Here is a 13,608-nt window from a genome sequence, read left to right on the forward strand (position 1 = left end):
CGGGGGTCAGGCGCTGCGCAGGGCCCTGTGGGCAAGGGCGGCGATCAGGTCGGTGCGTGTAACGATGCCGACAAGCCGTCCGTATTCCAGCACCGGCACAGCGTCGACCGCACCATCCGCCATCATCGGCAGCAAGGCGGCGATGGGCGTGGCCGTTGTCGCGCGCGGGCCAGCCACTTCCATGATCTCCTCGGCCCGTACCGGCATGTCCCGTTCGCGGTCCAGCAGCCGCCTGAACGCTGCCAGGTACCCGCGATCCAGCCGCAGCGCGTCTTGCCGGGCACGGTCGATCAGGTGCATCTGAAAGATTACGCCAAGGAATCCGCCCCCGTCCGAGACCACGGGCAACGAGGTGAAGCGGTGCTTGCGAAACAGGTCCGCCACTTCGCCCAGTCCTGTGTCGGACCGGACTGTGATCAGTCTGTCCGACATGATGTCCGCGGCGGTTTCCGCGCTGGTGGCATGTGAGGCCGCCTGCAGTTCCGCCGCGCCGATCAGCCGGGCGAGGTCCTCGACGCCCAGGTTGAAGGATTGGCGATAATTATCCAGAAGCCCGGCCAGTTCGTCCTCGCTCAGGTCCAGCCGCATGCGCGATGCCGGCTCGGCGTTGGTCTCGAACTGGCGAAAGGGATAGTGACGGCCGGTCAGCCGGGCATAGATCGCGGCCAGGACCACCAGCACGATTGTTCCCGCTGCCACCGGCGCCAGTGCAAAGCGGAAGCCCAGCTCTTCGATCGCGGCGGGGCTCAGCGCGGCGGTCATCGCCACGGCGCCTGCGGGCGGATGTACGGCGCGGCACAGGATCGTCGCCGTGATTGCCAGCCCCACGGCCAGCGCGACCCGCAGTGTCGGATCGGCCACGGCCATGCAGACGGCGACGCCCACCAGCGCCGCGATGGTGTTGCCGACCACCGCCGACCAGGGCTGTGCCAAAGGGCTGTTGGGCACGGCGAACAGCAGCACCGATGTCGCCCCGAACGGCGCGATCAGGTAGAGGCCCAGTTCCGTGTCCACCCCCGGTGACAACAGGAACAGCCCGGCCAGTCCCAGCCCGACAATGGCCCCTACACCGGCGCGCAGGGCCTCGACCGGCGAGACACTTGCGACGGCAGGGCCGAGTGATCGTAGTTTGTGCAGCATGAACGCCCCGATTTCTGTGGCGCCCAAATTTTCAGCAAATCGAGGGGGCTGCAACCGGGCGTGACACCGGGCGCCTGCCTGCATTTCCGCTTGGCCTGCCATCTTGTTGGGCGCAGGCTCACAAGGAGGTGAAGCACAGGCCCGCTTCTGCGGGCAGTCGCGATTGCCTTGCCTGTTCAACCGCTCTAGGCTTTGGCGAAATGGCGACTGAGGAGACCGGCATCTTGACAGCTTGGACACAGACGGTGCGCGCGGCCTTGTTGGCGACGGCGCTAGTGCTGCCTTCACTCGCAACGGCACAGGGGTTCGCGGGCGATTACCTGGCTGCGCGCCAGGCCAGTTTCCTGGGCGATTTCAAATCCGCCGCGCATTACTATGGCAAGGCGCTGGCCCGTGATCCGGGGCGTCCCGAACTGTTGGAACGCGCGGTTCTGGCCAATATCTCGCTGGGCGAGGTCGATCGCGCCGGAAGCTACGCGGAACGCCTTGCGCAGGATGGGTATTCCAGCCAGATCGCCCAGATGGCGCTGGTGGCCCGTGACGCACGCGGCGAGGCCTATGGTGCGATTATCAAGGCCATCGATGACAAGCGCGGCCTTGGTCCGCTGGCTGACGGCCTCGTCAAGGCCTGGTCCCAATTGGGCGAGGGCGACATGACAAGCGCCCTTGTGACGTTCGACGATGTCGCGGACATCCAGGGGCTCGCGCCCTTTGCCGCCTATCACAAGGCCCTGGCCCTGGCCTCCGTGGGCGATTACGAGGGCGCCGAACTGATCCTCGGGGGCAACCAGAGCGCGGGCATGGGATCGACCCGCCGCGGTGTCATGGCCCATGCCGAGATCCTGAGCCAGCTTGACCGCAATGCCGATGCCGTACAGCTGCTGTCGGACTCCTTCGGCAGCAATCTCGACCCGGGGCTGGAGGCTTTGCGCGACCGCCTCGAGCGGGGCGAAACCGTGCCGTTTACACATGTGCGGTCGCCGCGCGATGGTATCGCAGAAGTGTTCTACACCGTTGCCGGCGCGCTGGCCTCCGAGAACAACGAGGATCTGACGCTGCTTTATGCGCAGATGGCCGAATACCTGCGCAACGATCATATCGACGCGATCCTGCTGGCGGCCGAGGTGCTGTCCAAGATCGGCCAGTACGATCAGGCCATCGACACCTATGCCAAGGTGCCCGAGGACGACGACGCCTATCACGCCGCCGAACTGGGCCGCGCCGAGGCGCTGCGCCAGAGCGGCGACACGGATGCGGCCATCGCTGTTCTGGAAGACCTGGCACAATCCCACGGGACGATGCCGGTGGTGCATTCCACGCTGGGCGACTACCTGCGCCAGGACGAACGTTATGATGAGGCGGTCAGCGCCTATTCCGAGGGGCTGTCAAGGGTCGCCGAAGTTGGCGAACGGCACTGGTTCCTGTTCTATGCCCGTGCCATTTCCTATGAACGTCAGGACAAGTGGGCCGAAGCCGAGGCCGATTTCCGCAAGGCGCTGGAATTGAACCCGGAACAACCGCAGGTGCTGAACTACCTCGGGTATTCGCTGGTGGAAAAGCAGGTCAAGCTGGACGAGGCGCTGGACATGATCGAACGCGCGGTCGAGGCGCGACCCAACGCGGGCTACATCGTCGACAGCCTCGGTTGGGTGCTGTACCGGCTGGGCCGCTACGAAGAGGCGGTGCCGCACATGGAGCGCGCGGCTGAACTGATGCCGATCGACCCGGTGGTGAACGATCACCTGGGCGATGTCTACTGGGCCGTGGGCCGCCAGCGCGAGGCAGAGTTCATGTGGAAACGCGCGCTGTCCTTCGTCGACTGGGAAGATGCCGCAGCCGAGGCGGATCCCGAGCGCATCAAGCGCAAGATCGAGGTCGGGCTTGACCAGGTGCTGGAGGAAGAGGGCGCGCCGCCGCTGACACTTGCCGATGACAGCGCAGGCAATTGAGGTCTTTGCCCCCGCCAAGATCAACCTGACACTGCACGTCACCGGCCAGCGCGCGGATGGATACCACCTGCTCGACTCGCTGGTGATGTTCGCGGATGTCGGGGATCGCGTTACCGTCGCGCGGGCCGAAGAGATGTCCTTGCGCGTGATCGGGCCGATGGCGCCGGGTGTGCCCGACGATGCGCGGAACCTTTGCTGGAAGGCGGCGCAGGCGTTCGGTGAGCCCGTGGCGATCACCTTGGACAAGCGCCTGCCCGCCGCTGCGGGTATCGGCGGTGGGTCTTCGGATGCGGCGGCGGTTCTGCGGGGCATGAAGCGGCTCTTTGACCGTCCGAGCGGAGTTTCCGCGCTTGATCTGGGGGCGGATGTTCCCGTCTGCATGACAGCGCAGGCCGCGCGCATGCAGGGCATCGGGGAAAAAGTGACGCCGCTTGGCATGCCGCCTTTTCCGGCGCTGCTGGTGAACCCGCGGGTCGAGGTCGCCACGCCGGCCGTCTTCCGTGCCCTGAGGCGCAAGGATAACGGGGCGATGGCCCCGATGCCGGAGGCAGGCGGGGCATCGACCGCCATCGAATGGGTGAGCGGGCAACGCAACGACTTGCAAGCGCCAGCCGTAGCCGTTCAGCCCGTCATTTCTGAAGTCCTTGAAAGGCTGGGGAATCTTGCGGGCGTGCGGCTTGCCCGCATGTCGGGATCCGGTGCGACCTGTTTCGCCCTGTTCGACACGCGTTCCGCTGCGGACAGCGCCGGCGCGACGCTCTCATCCGCCCGTCCGGACTGGTGGGTGCGCTCGACGATATTGCGCTGATGGGGCTGGCAGGATGGGGAATCTTTCCCATCCTCCTCAGTTCACGCGGCTCACCACGTAATCGTTGAGGTCGATCAGCAAGTCACGCAACTCGCTCTGCGGCAGAGTTTCCATTGCCGCCTTGGCACGCGCGGCCCAGGCCAGTGCCTCTTGCCGGGTCGCCTCCAGCGCGCCGTGCTTGTTTAACAGGCCGATGGCGTGCTCAAGGTCGCCGTCCCGCTGGTCGCCCTTCTCGATCACCCGCTTCCAAAAGGCCTTTTCCTCGTCGTTGGCCGAGGCAAAGGCCTTGATCAGCGGCAGGGTCAGCTTGCGCTCGCGGAAATCGTCGCCGACGTTCTTGCCCGTCGCGTCGGAGCCCCAGTAATCCAGAAGGTCATCGACAATCTGAAAGGCGATCCCCAGCGCGTCGCCATAGTCGAACAGTGCCCTGACCTCGTCATCGGGCCGTCCGGCGATCACGCCGCCGACCTCTGTCGCGGCGGAAAACAGCGCCGCCGTCTTGCCGCGCACGACCTGAAGGTAGATCGCCTCTGTCGTCGACAGGTCCTGCGCCGCGGTCAGTTGCAGCACCTCGCCCTCGGCGATGGTCGCCGCCGCGTCGCTGAGGATGCGCAGAACCCGCAGGTTTCCGGTTTCCGTCATCAATTGGAACGATCGCGCGAAGAGGTAGTCGCCAACCAGCACGCTGGATTTGTTGTCCCACAGCAGGTTCGCTGTGGGCCGCCCGCGCCGCTTCTTGCTTTCGTCCACCACGTCGTCGTGCAGCAGGGTGGCGGTATGGATGAATTCCACCGTCGCGGCCAGGTGGACATGGTACGGGCCGTCATAGCCGCACATCCGTGCCGCCGCCAAGGTCAGCAAGGGGCGCAGCCGCTTGCCTCCGGCCTCGACCAGGTGGGCTGTCACCTCGGGGATGCGCGGCGCGTGTTTCGACGCCATGCGCGCGCGGATCAAGGCGTTGACCTCGTCAAGGTCCCCGGCCAACAACGCGGCAAGACGTTCATGCGGCTTTTGAATGGCGTCGTCCAAGCTCATCAAACTCCCGTGCAAGGCTCGACAAATCGTGCGCCTTGTCCTTACATCCCCGACATGGAAGAGCTCTTGCGCACGAACGACATCACCCTGATCCCGCTGGTCCGGACCCTTCTGAACGAGGAGGGTATAGACAGCTTTGAACTGGACGTAAACATGAGCGTCCTCGAGGGATCGATAGGCATTCTGCCGCGGCGTTTGATGGTGCGCGCGGACCAGATCGAGCAGGCCCGGCGCCTTCTGCGCGCGGCCGGTGTGAACTTTGAGGGCTGAGCCATTTGCCCCCGACGCGTTGAGCGAGGACGCGATGCTGGGCGGCAGAGTGCGCCTGCTGCAACCAAGGGATGGATACCGGGCCGGGACCGATCCGGTGGTTCTGGCGGCCGCCGTCGCGGCGCAGCCGGGGCAAAGCGTGCTGGAACTGGGCTGTGGCGCGGGGCCGGGCCTGTGCTGCCTTGGTGCGCGCGTGCAGGGGCTGCGGCTGAGCGGGCTGGAACTGCAGCCGGGATACGCCGCGCTTGCTCGCCGAAACCTTGCGCATAACGGGCTGACGGGTGAGATCTGGACCGGCGACCTGTCCGATCCTCCGCCCGAGCTGAAGGCGCAGAGCTTTGACCATGTTTTCGCGAACCCGCCCTATTTCGAGGCCGGCAAGCGGATCCGTGCCGATGAGAGTGGGCGGGAAATTGCCCTTGCGGGGGATACGCCGCTGGCCGACTGGGTGGCCTGCGCCGCTAGGCGGCTGAAGCCGCGCGGCTATGCGACCTTCATCCAGCGCGCCGAGCGCCTGCCGGACCTGATCGTGGCCATGCAAGGACGGCTTGGGGCGCTTGAACTGTTGCCCTTGCTGCCGCGCGAGGGGCGGCCGCCGCGCCTGATCCTGCTTCGAGGCCGCAAGGACGGGCGCGCGCCCTTCCGGTTTCACGCAGGCGCGGTGATTCACGCGGGCGACCGCCACGAGGAGCCGGGGAACCGCTACACCGCCCATTTCGAGGCGATCATGATGCGGGCGGCAGCGCTGGAATTCCCGGCAGGTCGAGTTTGACCTGTATCCATGTTACATTTTTGCGAAGCCATGATGCAGCCGCAGCGTGACTTGCGTGTAATTCTGTGCTGCACTGAAAATCTCGTCATCTGAAAGGAGGATCCCATGAGCTTGAGTTCGCACTTGCAGGAACTGAAAAGGAAGCATCACGCCTTGTCGGAAGCCGTAGAGGAGGCGCAGCGCGCCCCCGGGACTGACGACCTGCTCATCGCGGACCTGAAAAAACAGAAGCTGAGGATCAAGGAAGAAATCGCGCGGCTTTCGCCGCAAACCGTGATGTAGCACGGGTTCTCTTTGACCTGTTCCGGGGTTCACTCAGGCCCGGGACAGGTCATCTACAGAGACCAGCGACTTGCCCTCGAGTCCCGTGGGCAATGCCCTGATCTCCTCGAACAGCCACTCGCGGAACGCGGCGATCTGTGGACGCGTCTCCGTGCCGTTTGCGCAGAGAAACCGGAACCGTGCGGTTGTCGTCAGACCGATGTCGAACGGCGCGACCAACTGTCCCGAAGCCAACAACCTCTGCGCCAGCGATGTGCGCGACAGGACCACGCCTGCGCCTGCCAGGGCCGCGTCCAGCGCGTGATCGGCCTGAGAAAAGCGCGCTGTCGGGGTTGGGCAGCCCGTCATGCCGCAGGCGCGGAACCATTCTGGCCAACCGGCAGGCGGATCCATGAAATCATGCGAGCCGTCCTGCACCAAAGGCGCATCCAGCAGACTGTCCGGCGTGGGGTAGAGCGATGCCAGATCCGGACGCATCATCGGTGTCACGGCTTCGTCCAGGAGATGCTCGCTGAACAGGCCTTCGTCCGTGCCATAGCCGTAGCGGATGGCCACGTCGATCTCGTCCCGGTCAAAATCCATCATGCGCAGGCCGGCGACAAAGCGCAGCTCGATATCCGGATGGGCCTGCGCAAAATCGTAGAGCCGCGGTGCAAGGCATTTGGCGGTAAAGGCGGGGCCGGCGGTGACCGTCAGCCTGCCGGTGTCTTGCAGGCGCCGCGTCGCCCGCCAGGCGGTGATCAGCCGTTCGAACCCTTCGGAGGTTCCCGGAGCCAGAAGACGCCCGGCTTCGGTCAGTTCCACTGCGCGGTTCAGGCGGCGGAACACCGGCGCGCCCAGGTGGTCCTCCAGATTCTTGATCTGAAAGGAGAGCGCGGCGGGCGTGACGTTCAGCTCCTCGGCCGCCTTGGCAAAGGACATGTGACGCGCGGCAGCCTCGAAGGCGCGCAGGGCGGTGAGAGGGGGCAGGCGGTCGGACATTTTCACATAAGTATAACTTGACTGAGCGGCTGAGAAGTCTCGTTTGCCGCTTTTCTTGCGCCTGTCTAGGTTGAGGGCATCAAGTAATGCTTGTCCAATGAGGTCCGCCATGCTCGAAGCCGCCGCCGACGCCCGTCATCGTGACGCGATCCTTGCCGCCCATGCCGCGCGCGGCCGGTTTGTGTCCGGCCTCTGGAAGAGTGTTTTCGCCCGTCGCCGCTGACCGCAGGTCGCGAGGCTCCCCGCTCCCGCCGGTCTTGGCGGGCGAAGCGAAGCGCCCCCGAACCGAAAGGCTCCGGGGGTGTTTTGTTCGAGAGCGGATTATCTCTGGCTTGAACAATGCCGACGGTGCGGCGCAATGAGTGGCCTTCGAAAGCAGTGACCGGGGCAATCCCAGACACCGGACCCAAGGAAAAAGCGCCCGCTGGGGGCGCTTTTCGTGGATGTGCGGGCCGGTGGGTGACGCTTGTCCCGTCCTTTGGACGGAACCTCGCCCCACCCGCCGTCCCTTGGCGTTGCGCTCAGACGAAGAACTGGGCGCCGTTGGCCGAAATGGTCGAGCCGTTGATGAAACCGGCATCGTCAGAGGCCAGGAAGGTCACGCAGCGCGCGATTTCCTCGGGTTCGCCCAGTCGTCCGGCGGGAATCTGCGCGATGATGCTTTCGCGCACCTTCTCCGGCACGGCCATGACCATTTCGGTCGCGATGTAGCCCGGGCAGATCGCGTTGGCGGTGATGCCCTTGCGCGCGCCTTCCTGGGCCAGCGACTTGATGATGCCGAGGTCGCCCGCCTTGGTGGCGGCATAGTTGACCTGGCCCATCTGGCCCTTCTGGCCGTTGATCGAGGAGATCACGATGATCCGGCCAAAGCCGCGGTCACGCATCCCCGGCCAGATCGGGTGCACGGTGTTGAAGACGCCGGTGAGGTTGGTGTCGATCACCTCGTTCCACATCTCTGGGGTCATCTTGTGGAAGGCCGCGTCGCGCGTGATGCCTGCATTGGCCACGACCACGTCGATGGGGCCCAGATCTGCTTCGACCTGCGCAAGTCCGGCTTTGGAGGCCTCGTAGTCTGCCACGTTCCACTTGTAGGTCTTGATGCCGGTGGCTTCGGTGAAGGCGGCGGCCTTTTCGTCGTTGCCGGCGTAGGTCGCTGCGACCTCGTAGCCTTCGGCCTTCAGGGCCTTGGAAATGGCTTCGCCGATGCCGCGGCTGCCGCCGGTGACGAGTGCTACACGTGCCATTGGGGTTCCTCCAGTTCTTTGTCCGTGTCTGGTAACTTTGTTACCTTGAGATTTCTAGATGAGCAACAATATTGCCCTTCTATTCGGGTCGTTTGTCGCGACCCCTTGTCCGGTCCAGCTTGGGCCCGGACGCTCTTCACAAAAAAGGGGGCGCCATAGGCGCCCCCCCGATATGCCATGTGGCGCCGGTTACGGACGCTCCACGCAGAGCGCGACGCCCATGCCGCCGCCGATGCAGAGCGTGGCGAGACCCTTCTTGGCATTGCGGCGCTTCATCTCGAACAACAGGGTGTTCAGGACGCGCGCGCCCGAAGCGCCGATCGGGTGGCCGATGGCAATGGCGCCGCCATTGACGTTCACGATGGACGGATCCCAGCCCATGTCCTTGTTCACGGCGCAGGCCTGAGCGGCGAAGGCTTCGTTGGCTTCGACCAGATCCAGGTCCTCGACCTTCCAGCCGGCTTTTTCCAATGCCTTGCGCGAGGCGTGGATCGGACCCACGCCCATGATCGACGGGTCAAGCCCGGCGGTGGCGTAGGAGGCGATGCGGGCCAGCGGTTCGATGCCGCGCTTTTCGGCCTCATCCGCAGACATCAGCAGGGCGCCGGCGGCGCCGTCGTTCAGGCCGCTGGCATTGGCGGCGGTGACAGAGCCGTCCTTGGCGAAAGCCGGGCGCAGTTTCTGCATGGCTTCGAGGGTGGCGCCGTGACGGATGTATTCGTCCTTGTCGACCACGATGTCGCCCTTGCGGGTCTTGACGGTGAAGGCCACGACCTCGTCGTCGAACTTGCCGGCCTTTTGGGCGGCTTCTGCCTTGTTCTGCGAGGCAACGGCGAATTCATCCTGCATGTCGCGGGTGATCTGCCATTGGTCGGCCACGTTCTCGGCGGTATTGCCCATGTGGTAGCCGTTGAAAGCGTCCCACAGGCCGTCGCGGATCATCGTGTCGATGTATTTCATGTCGCCCATCTTGTGACCGGCGCGCAGGTGCGCGGCATGGGGCGAGAGGGTCATGTTTTCCTGACCGCCGGCACAGACGATCGAGGCGTCGCCCAGCATGATGTGCTGCGCACCAAGCGCGACCGCACGGAGGCCCGAACCGCAGACCTGGTTGATTCCCCAGGCCGCCGATTCCTTGGGCAGGCCGGCATTGATATGTGCCTGGCGGGCAGGGTTCTGGCCTTGCGCTGCGGTCAACACCTGGCCGAGGATGGTTTCGGAAACATCCTCCTTGGCGATGCCGGCGCGGTCGACCAGCGCTTCCAGGACGGCTGCGCCCAGGTCATGTGCCGGGGTGTTGGCAAAGGAACCGCCAAAGCTGCCGACGGCCGTCCGGGCAGCGCTTGCGATAACGACGTTGGTCATATGTAGTCCTCCAGGCAAGCGGGTGCATCAGGTCAAGACGCGGCCCCACCGGTTGCGGGTCCTTCTCTTCCTCGCTTGTCGGCTAGGGAGATAGCCGAAGTGGCGAACCATAAGAACCGGACAGGGTGTCTCATCCCGAAGATGCATGGCGAAGATGCCGAATGTCCATGCCTTATGTGCCGTTACGTTATCCGGAGTGGATGCCGTAGCGTCAGCCGGTGTGTCGCGCGGCTTCTTTCTGGCGCCAGGGCGGGCGCACGCTGGGGGCGGCAAAGAGATATCCCTGGAGGCAGTCGATCCCCAATGCGGCCAGGCAATCGGCGTCTTCGTGCGATTCGACCATTTCGGCGACCGTGAACATGTCGAACTGTTCGGCGATCTTGACCATTGCGGCGACCAGAACCTGGTTGTCCGGATCGGTGGCGATGCCTTGGCAGAACTGGCCGTCGATCTTGAGGACGTCAAAGCGGAAGTCCTTGAAATGACGCAGGGCGGTGTAGCCGGCACCGAAATCGTCGATGGCAAAGGAGATGCCCCGGCGCTGCAGGTCATCCATGAAACTGACCACCAGTTCCGGCACCAGCATGGCCGAGCTTTCGGTGATTTCCAGGATCAGCCGTTCGGCGATCGTCGGATCCTGGTCAAGGCCGCGCTGAAGCACCCGCATCCATTTCTTGTAGCCGATGGAGCGTGCGGACATGTTGATTGACAGGCGCAGATCCGGCACGCGGCGCAGTTCAGCCAGTCCCTTTTCCAGCGAGATACAATCCAGCATCCGCCCGTATTCCGTATCCTCGACGGTATTGATGAAGTCGGTTGCGGGAATGATCCGCCCGGTTTCGTCGAGAACGCGGACCAACCCCTCATAAAACGCGACACGGTCGGGGGCATGGGCCTGCATCACGGGCTGGAAGGCCAGCATGACCTGGCGATGCTGGATCGACCGCCGGACCATGTCCAGCACGGATGTATCGCGGATCCTGACCGCCTGTTCCAGCGCATTGCGCGCCTCGTATTCTTCTGCTGCCGGTTTCGCCACTTCCGCCTCCGTGCCGTGGTCTTGCCCCATTTGACGCCCGAGGTGTAAAGTAACCGTTAATGTTCCCCTTTGGTTCAAATTGTCCGGACATGGAAAGAGGGACGCTTGACTCGCCCCTCGCAGCCTGTATAAGCGCGCGCTCATTGGTGTTGGTGGCCCTCGCAAGGGGATCCCTGTCACTCCGGCCAAATCCGGGGAGAGGACAACGCCCTTCGAAACCCTGACGAAGGAGATCAGCCGTGACCAAACGCACGACTGCCAAGTACAAAATCGACCGCCGCATGGGCGAAAACATCTGGGGCCGCCCCAAGTCGCCGGTGAACCGCCGCGAATACGGCCCCGGCCAGCACGGTCAGCGCCGCAAGCAGAAAATGTCCGACTTCGGCCTGCAGCTGCGCGCCAAGCAGAAGCTGAAAGGCTACTACGGCGACCTGACCGAAAAGCAGTTCCGCCGCATCTACGCCGAGGCCGAGCGTCTGAAGGGTGACACCGGTGAGAACCTCATCGGCCTGCTCGAGCGCCGTCTGGACGCTGTCGTCTACCGCGCCAAGTTCGTGCCGACCGTCTTTGCCGCCCGCCAGTTCGTGAACCACGGCCATGTCCTGGTGAACGGCAAGCGCGTGAACATCCCCTCGTACCGCGTCCAGGAAGGCGACGTGATCGAGGTTCGCGAGAAATCCAAGCAGATGGCCGCGCTTCTGGAAGCGACCCAACTGCCCGAGCGTGACGTGCCCGACTACATTGAGGCCGACCACTCGAAGATGACCGCCACCTTCGTCCGCACCCCGCAGCTGGGCGACGTGCCCTACGCCGTGGTAATGGAACCGAACCTGGTCATCGAATTCTACGCTCAGAACTGAGTGTGCGCGGGCCCCGGGTCCGCCGCCATGCAAGATCGCGAAAGGCCGCCCATCCGGGCGGCCTTTTCTGTATTGCCGGTCCGGCCGGGTCTGGGCGCGTACAAAAAACGTCCTGGAACGGATACAGGGCGGCCGGGGGGGCCATGGTAGAGGACGTCTGTCAAGACACGGACAGGGTGGATCATCGCGCTGCTCTTGCTGGTATGGCCGTTGCAAGGCGCCGCGTAACGGTGCGGGCGCGGGCCGATATGATGAGGTCGACATGGCGTTTCCGCATGGGCTGGACGCCAAAGCGGAGGAAAGCGCCAATCTGCCCAACGGGATTCGCACCGAGAGATTTTCGGACGATCCGGAGGTGAGGCAGATGCTTGTGGCTCAGGTCTCGGACCTGGCGCGGCGAAGCATGGCGGCGGTGCGCGAGATGATGACTCGCCGGGCCGGAAAGTGACCCTCCCAAAACAATGACGCCGCGCCCGGTCGGGGCGCGGCGGTCATCAGAAACCAGACGGCTGTCCGCCTGCGGTCCGTGCGATCAGATGTAAAAGCTGTCGCGGAAGACGTGACGCACGATGTCGGCGCGTTCGATACCCAGCTTTTCCAGCTGTGCGTCGGTCATGCCGTTCAGGCGTTCGATTTCCTTGACGCGGCTGTTGGCCTCGGAGATGCGGACCAGAAAGCTGAAGACGCCTTCGAAGAAGCCGGTGAAGAAGTTGCCGCCGTGGGTGGTGGTGGTTTGGACATGTGCCATATCAGGACCCTTCCTTGCAGTGATCGGGTTCCTCCCTTGGCAACCAACCTAGGTTTTGCTGCGATGCAGCGCCAGAGGTTTGCGTGCATAGCCGCCTGTAATCAAATGCATGGCTGGTCAATTGCGGGTTAACCGGCGCTGCGCATTGCTGCCGCTGCGTCATCCGGGGCGCGTTACAAAAGTTTTGTGCGATCGTCACGGAACGGACAAGGCATCGCCTTAGCACGCCCCCTCAGACACGAGGGGGTGCTGCGTGCTACGCATCGAACAGTTGACCAAGCGCTTTGGCGCCAATGCTGCCGTGGACAACGTCAGCTTTACCATCGACAAATCCGCGATGATCGGCGTCATCGGGGCCTCTGGCGCCGGCAAGTCGACGCTGCTGCGGATGATCAACCGCCTCGCCGACGCAAGCGAGGGCACCATCGCCTTCCAGGGGCGCGACGTGACCCGGCTGACCGGCAGTGCCCGGCGCAAGTGGCAGTCCGAATGCGCCATGATCTTTCAGCAGTTCAACCTGGTGCCGCGCATGGACGTGGTGTCGAACGTGCTGCACGGGACGTTGAACCGGCGGTCGACCTTCGCGACGCTGTTCAACCTCTACCCGACCGAGGACATCCACAAGGCGATCGAGATCCTCGACCGTCTGGGCATCGCCGATCATGCGCCGAAACGGGCAGAGGCCCTGTCCGGCGGCCAGCAGCAGCGCGTCGCCATTGCCCGCGCCCTGATGCAGGACCCGCAGATCATCCTGGCGGATGAACCCATCGCCTCGCTCGACCCGATGAACGCCCAGATCGTCATGGATGCGCTGCGTCGCATCCACGAGGAAGACGGCCGCATGGTCATCGCCAACCTGCACACGCTGGATACCGCGCGCCGCTATTGCGACCGGGTGATCGGCATGCGCCAGGGCCGCGTCGTCTTTGACGGCACGCCGGACCAGCTGAACACCGGGGTGGCCCGCGACATCTACGGCGCCGGGGCCGAGTTTTCCGAGGCGGCGACCTCTACCGACATCAATGCTCTGGCGGACGCGCGACACGCGGTCACCGCCTGAGCCCCCACAGGTTTTCATCCCCCCGGTCAGTGGTTGGCAGGGGCCATTCAACAAA

General features: G+C 64.3%; 15 protein-coding genes. 8 read left to right on the forward strand and 7 right to left on the reverse strand.

Annotated elements, in window-relative coordinates; genetic code table 11:
* Positions 1 to 6: 6 nt before the first annotated feature.
* Positions 7 to 1,140 carry an HPP family protein gene (locus tag RBB42_RS07910; RefSeq protein ID WP_305969385.1) on the reverse strand — a complete coding sequence of 378 codons (1,134 nt, stop codon included), beginning with the start codon at positions 1,138 to 1,140 and terminating at the stop codon, positions 7 to 9.
* 224 nt (positions 1,141 to 1,364) lie between these two features.
* Here RBB42_RS07910 and RBB42_RS07915 point away from each other — a divergent pair, with 224 nt between their 5' ends.
* Together RBB42_RS07915 and RBB42_RS07920 are read left to right on the forward strand one after the other, a co-directional pair.
* On the forward strand, positions 1,365 to 3,089 hold the full coding sequence (locus RBB42_RS07915; RefSeq protein ID WP_500862295.1) for a tetratricopeptide repeat protein: 1,725 nt from the start codon (positions 1,365 to 1,367) through the stop codon (positions 3,087 to 3,089).
* The gene (locus RBB42_RS07920; protein ID WP_305969387.1) at positions 3,070 to 3,897 is read left to right on the forward strand and encodes a 4-(cytidine 5'-diphospho)-2-C-methyl-D-erythritol kinase; all 828 of its coding nucleotides are present in this window, start codon (positions 3,070 to 3,072) and stop codon (positions 3,895 to 3,897) included. Before RBB42_RS07915 ends, RBB42_RS07920 begins: the two co-directional genes overlap by 20 nt.
* Positions 3,898 to 3,933: 36 nt before the next feature.
* On the opposite strand, the gene RBB42_RS07925 is transcribed toward RBB42_RS07920, so the two are convergent.
* Positions 3,934 to 4,932 carry a polyprenyl synthetase family protein gene (locus tag RBB42_RS07925; protein ID WP_305969388.1) on the reverse strand — a complete coding sequence of 333 codons (999 nt, stop codon included), beginning with the start codon at positions 4,930 to 4,932 and terminating at the stop codon, positions 3,934 to 3,936.
* A gap of 54 nt (positions 4,933 to 4,986) precedes the next feature.
* Between RBB42_RS07925 and RBB42_RS07930 the strand changes: the two genes are divergently transcribed.
* From RBB42_RS07930 to RBB42_RS07940, 3 genes are all read left to right on the forward strand, one after another.
* Positions 4,987 to 5,202, forward strand: coding sequence for a putative signal transducing protein (locus tag RBB42_RS07930; RefSeq protein ID WP_305969389.1), 216 nt, complete (start codon positions 4,987 to 4,989; stop codon positions 5,200 to 5,202).
* A 19-nt stretch (positions 5,203 to 5,221) separates the two neighbouring features.
* Positions 5,222 to 5,974: a tRNA1(Val) (adenine(37)-N6)-methyltransferase gene (locus tag RBB42_RS07935; protein ID WP_371931728.1), complete on the forward strand. Its 753-nt coding sequence runs from the start codon at positions 5,222 to 5,224 to the stop codon at positions 5,972 to 5,974.
* A 105-nt stretch (positions 5,975 to 6,079) separates the two neighbouring features.
* Positions 6,080 to 6,256 carry a YdcH family protein gene (locus RBB42_RS07940; RefSeq protein ID WP_305969391.1) on the forward strand — a complete coding sequence of 59 codons (177 nt, stop codon included), beginning with the start codon at positions 6,080 to 6,082 and terminating at the stop codon, positions 6,254 to 6,256.
* Between the two features lie 33 nt (positions 6,257 to 6,289).
* Here RBB42_RS07940 and gcvA read toward each other — a convergent pair whose 3' ends face one another.
* From gcvA to RBB42_RS07960, 4 genes are all read right to left on the reverse strand, one after another.
* Positions 6,290 to 7,237: a transcriptional regulator GcvA gene (gcvA, locus tag RBB42_RS07945; RefSeq protein WP_305969392.1), complete on the reverse strand. Its 948-nt coding sequence runs from the start codon at positions 7,235 to 7,237 to the stop codon at positions 6,290 to 6,292.
* 521 nt (positions 7,238 to 7,758) lie between these two features.
* Complete coding sequence (gene phbB, locus RBB42_RS07950) at positions 7,759 to 8,481, reverse strand: acetoacetyl-CoA reductase (protein ID WP_043141679.1); 723 nt, start codon at positions 8,479 to 8,481, stop codon at positions 7,759 to 7,761.
* Positions 8,482 to 8,670: 189 nt separating this feature from the next.
* Positions 8,671 to 9,846: an acetyl-CoA C-acetyltransferase gene (locus RBB42_RS07955; RefSeq protein ID WP_305969393.1), complete on the reverse strand. Its 1,176-nt coding sequence runs from the start codon at positions 9,844 to 9,846 to the stop codon at positions 8,671 to 8,673.
* A 211-nt stretch (positions 9,847 to 10,057) separates the two neighbouring features.
* Entirely contained in the window at positions 10,058 to 10,801 is a 744-nt protein-coding gene (locus RBB42_RS07960) for an EAL domain-containing protein (protein WP_371931730.1), read from the reverse strand.
* 323 nt (positions 10,802 to 11,124) lie between these two features.
* Here RBB42_RS07960 and rpsD point away from each other — a divergent pair, with 323 nt between their 5' ends.
* On the forward strand, positions 11,125 to 11,745 hold the full coding sequence (rpsD, locus tag RBB42_RS07965) for a 30S ribosomal protein S4 (RefSeq protein ID WP_305969395.1): 621 nt from the start codon (positions 11,125 to 11,127) through the stop codon (positions 11,743 to 11,745).
* Positions 11,746 to 12,007: 262 nt separating this feature from the next.
* Positions 12,008 to 12,193, forward strand: a complete 186-nt coding sequence (locus RBB42_RS07970; protein WP_305969396.1) for a hypothetical protein — start codon at positions 12,008 to 12,010, stop codon at positions 12,191 to 12,193.
* 84 nt (positions 12,194 to 12,277) lie between these two features.
* On the opposite strand, the gene RBB42_RS07975 is transcribed toward RBB42_RS07970, so the two are convergent.
* Positions 12,278 to 12,493 carry a DUF1127 domain-containing protein gene (locus RBB42_RS07975; protein WP_305969397.1) on the reverse strand — a complete coding sequence of 72 codons (216 nt, stop codon included), beginning with the start codon at positions 12,491 to 12,493 and terminating at the stop codon, positions 12,278 to 12,280.
* Between the two features lie 253 nt (positions 12,494 to 12,746).
* On the opposite strand from RBB42_RS07975, the gene phnC reads away from it, so the two are divergent.
* Positions 12,747 to 13,553, forward strand: coding sequence for a phosphonate ABC transporter ATP-binding protein (phnC, locus tag RBB42_RS07980; protein ID WP_305969398.1), 807 nt, complete (start codon positions 12,747 to 12,749; stop codon positions 13,551 to 13,553).
* The last annotated feature ends 55 nt before the right edge of the window (positions 13,554 to 13,608 follow it).

Source organism: Mameliella sp. MMSF_3455 (assembly GCF_030733205.1).
Classification (GTDB): domain Bacteria; phylum Pseudomonadota; class Alphaproteobacteria; order Rhodobacterales; family Rhodobacteraceae; genus Antarctobacter.

Coding starts and splice junctions, on each gene's coding strand:
- RBB42_RS07960 (WP_371931730.1), bottom strand. CDS start 10,801: ATGGTCCGGCGGTCGATCCAGCATCGCCAGGTCATGCTGGCCTTCCAG.
- RBB42_RS07925 (WP_305969388.1), bottom strand. CDS start 4,932: ATGAGCTTGGACGACGCCATTCAAAAGCCGCATGAACGTCTTGCCGCG.
- RBB42_RS07920 (WP_305969387.1), top strand. CDS start 3,070: ATGACAGCGCAGGCAATTGAGGTCTTTGCCCCCGCCAAGATCAACCTG.
- RBB42_RS07930 (WP_305969389.1), top strand. CDS start 4,987: ATGGAAGAGCTCTTGCGCACGAACGACATCACCCTGATCCCGCTGGTC.
- RBB42_RS07970 (WP_305969396.1), top strand. CDS start 12,008: ATGGCGTTTCCGCATGGGCTGGACGCCAAAGCGGAGGAAAGCGCCAAT.
- RBB42_RS07910 (WP_305969385.1), bottom strand. CDS start 1,140: ATGCTGCACAAACTACGATCACTCGGCCCTGCCGTCGCAAGTGTCTCG.
- RBB42_RS07955 (WP_305969393.1), bottom strand. CDS start 9,846: ATGACCAACGTCGTTATCGCAAGCGCTGCCCGGACGGCCGTCGGCAGC.
- RBB42_RS07975 (WP_305969397.1), bottom strand. CDS start 12,493: ATGGCACATGTCCAAACCACCACCACCCACGGCGGCAACTTCTTCACC.
- RBB42_RS07940 (WP_305969391.1), top strand. CDS start 6,080: ATGAGCTTGAGTTCGCACTTGCAGGAACTGAAAAGGAAGCATCACGCC.
- phbB (WP_043141679.1), bottom strand. CDS start 8,481: ATGGCACGTGTAGCACTCGTCACCGGCGGCAGCCGCGGCATCGGCGAA.
- gcvA (WP_305969392.1), bottom strand. CDS start 7,237: ATGTCCGACCGCCTGCCCCCTCTCACCGCCCTGCGCGCCTTCGAGGCT.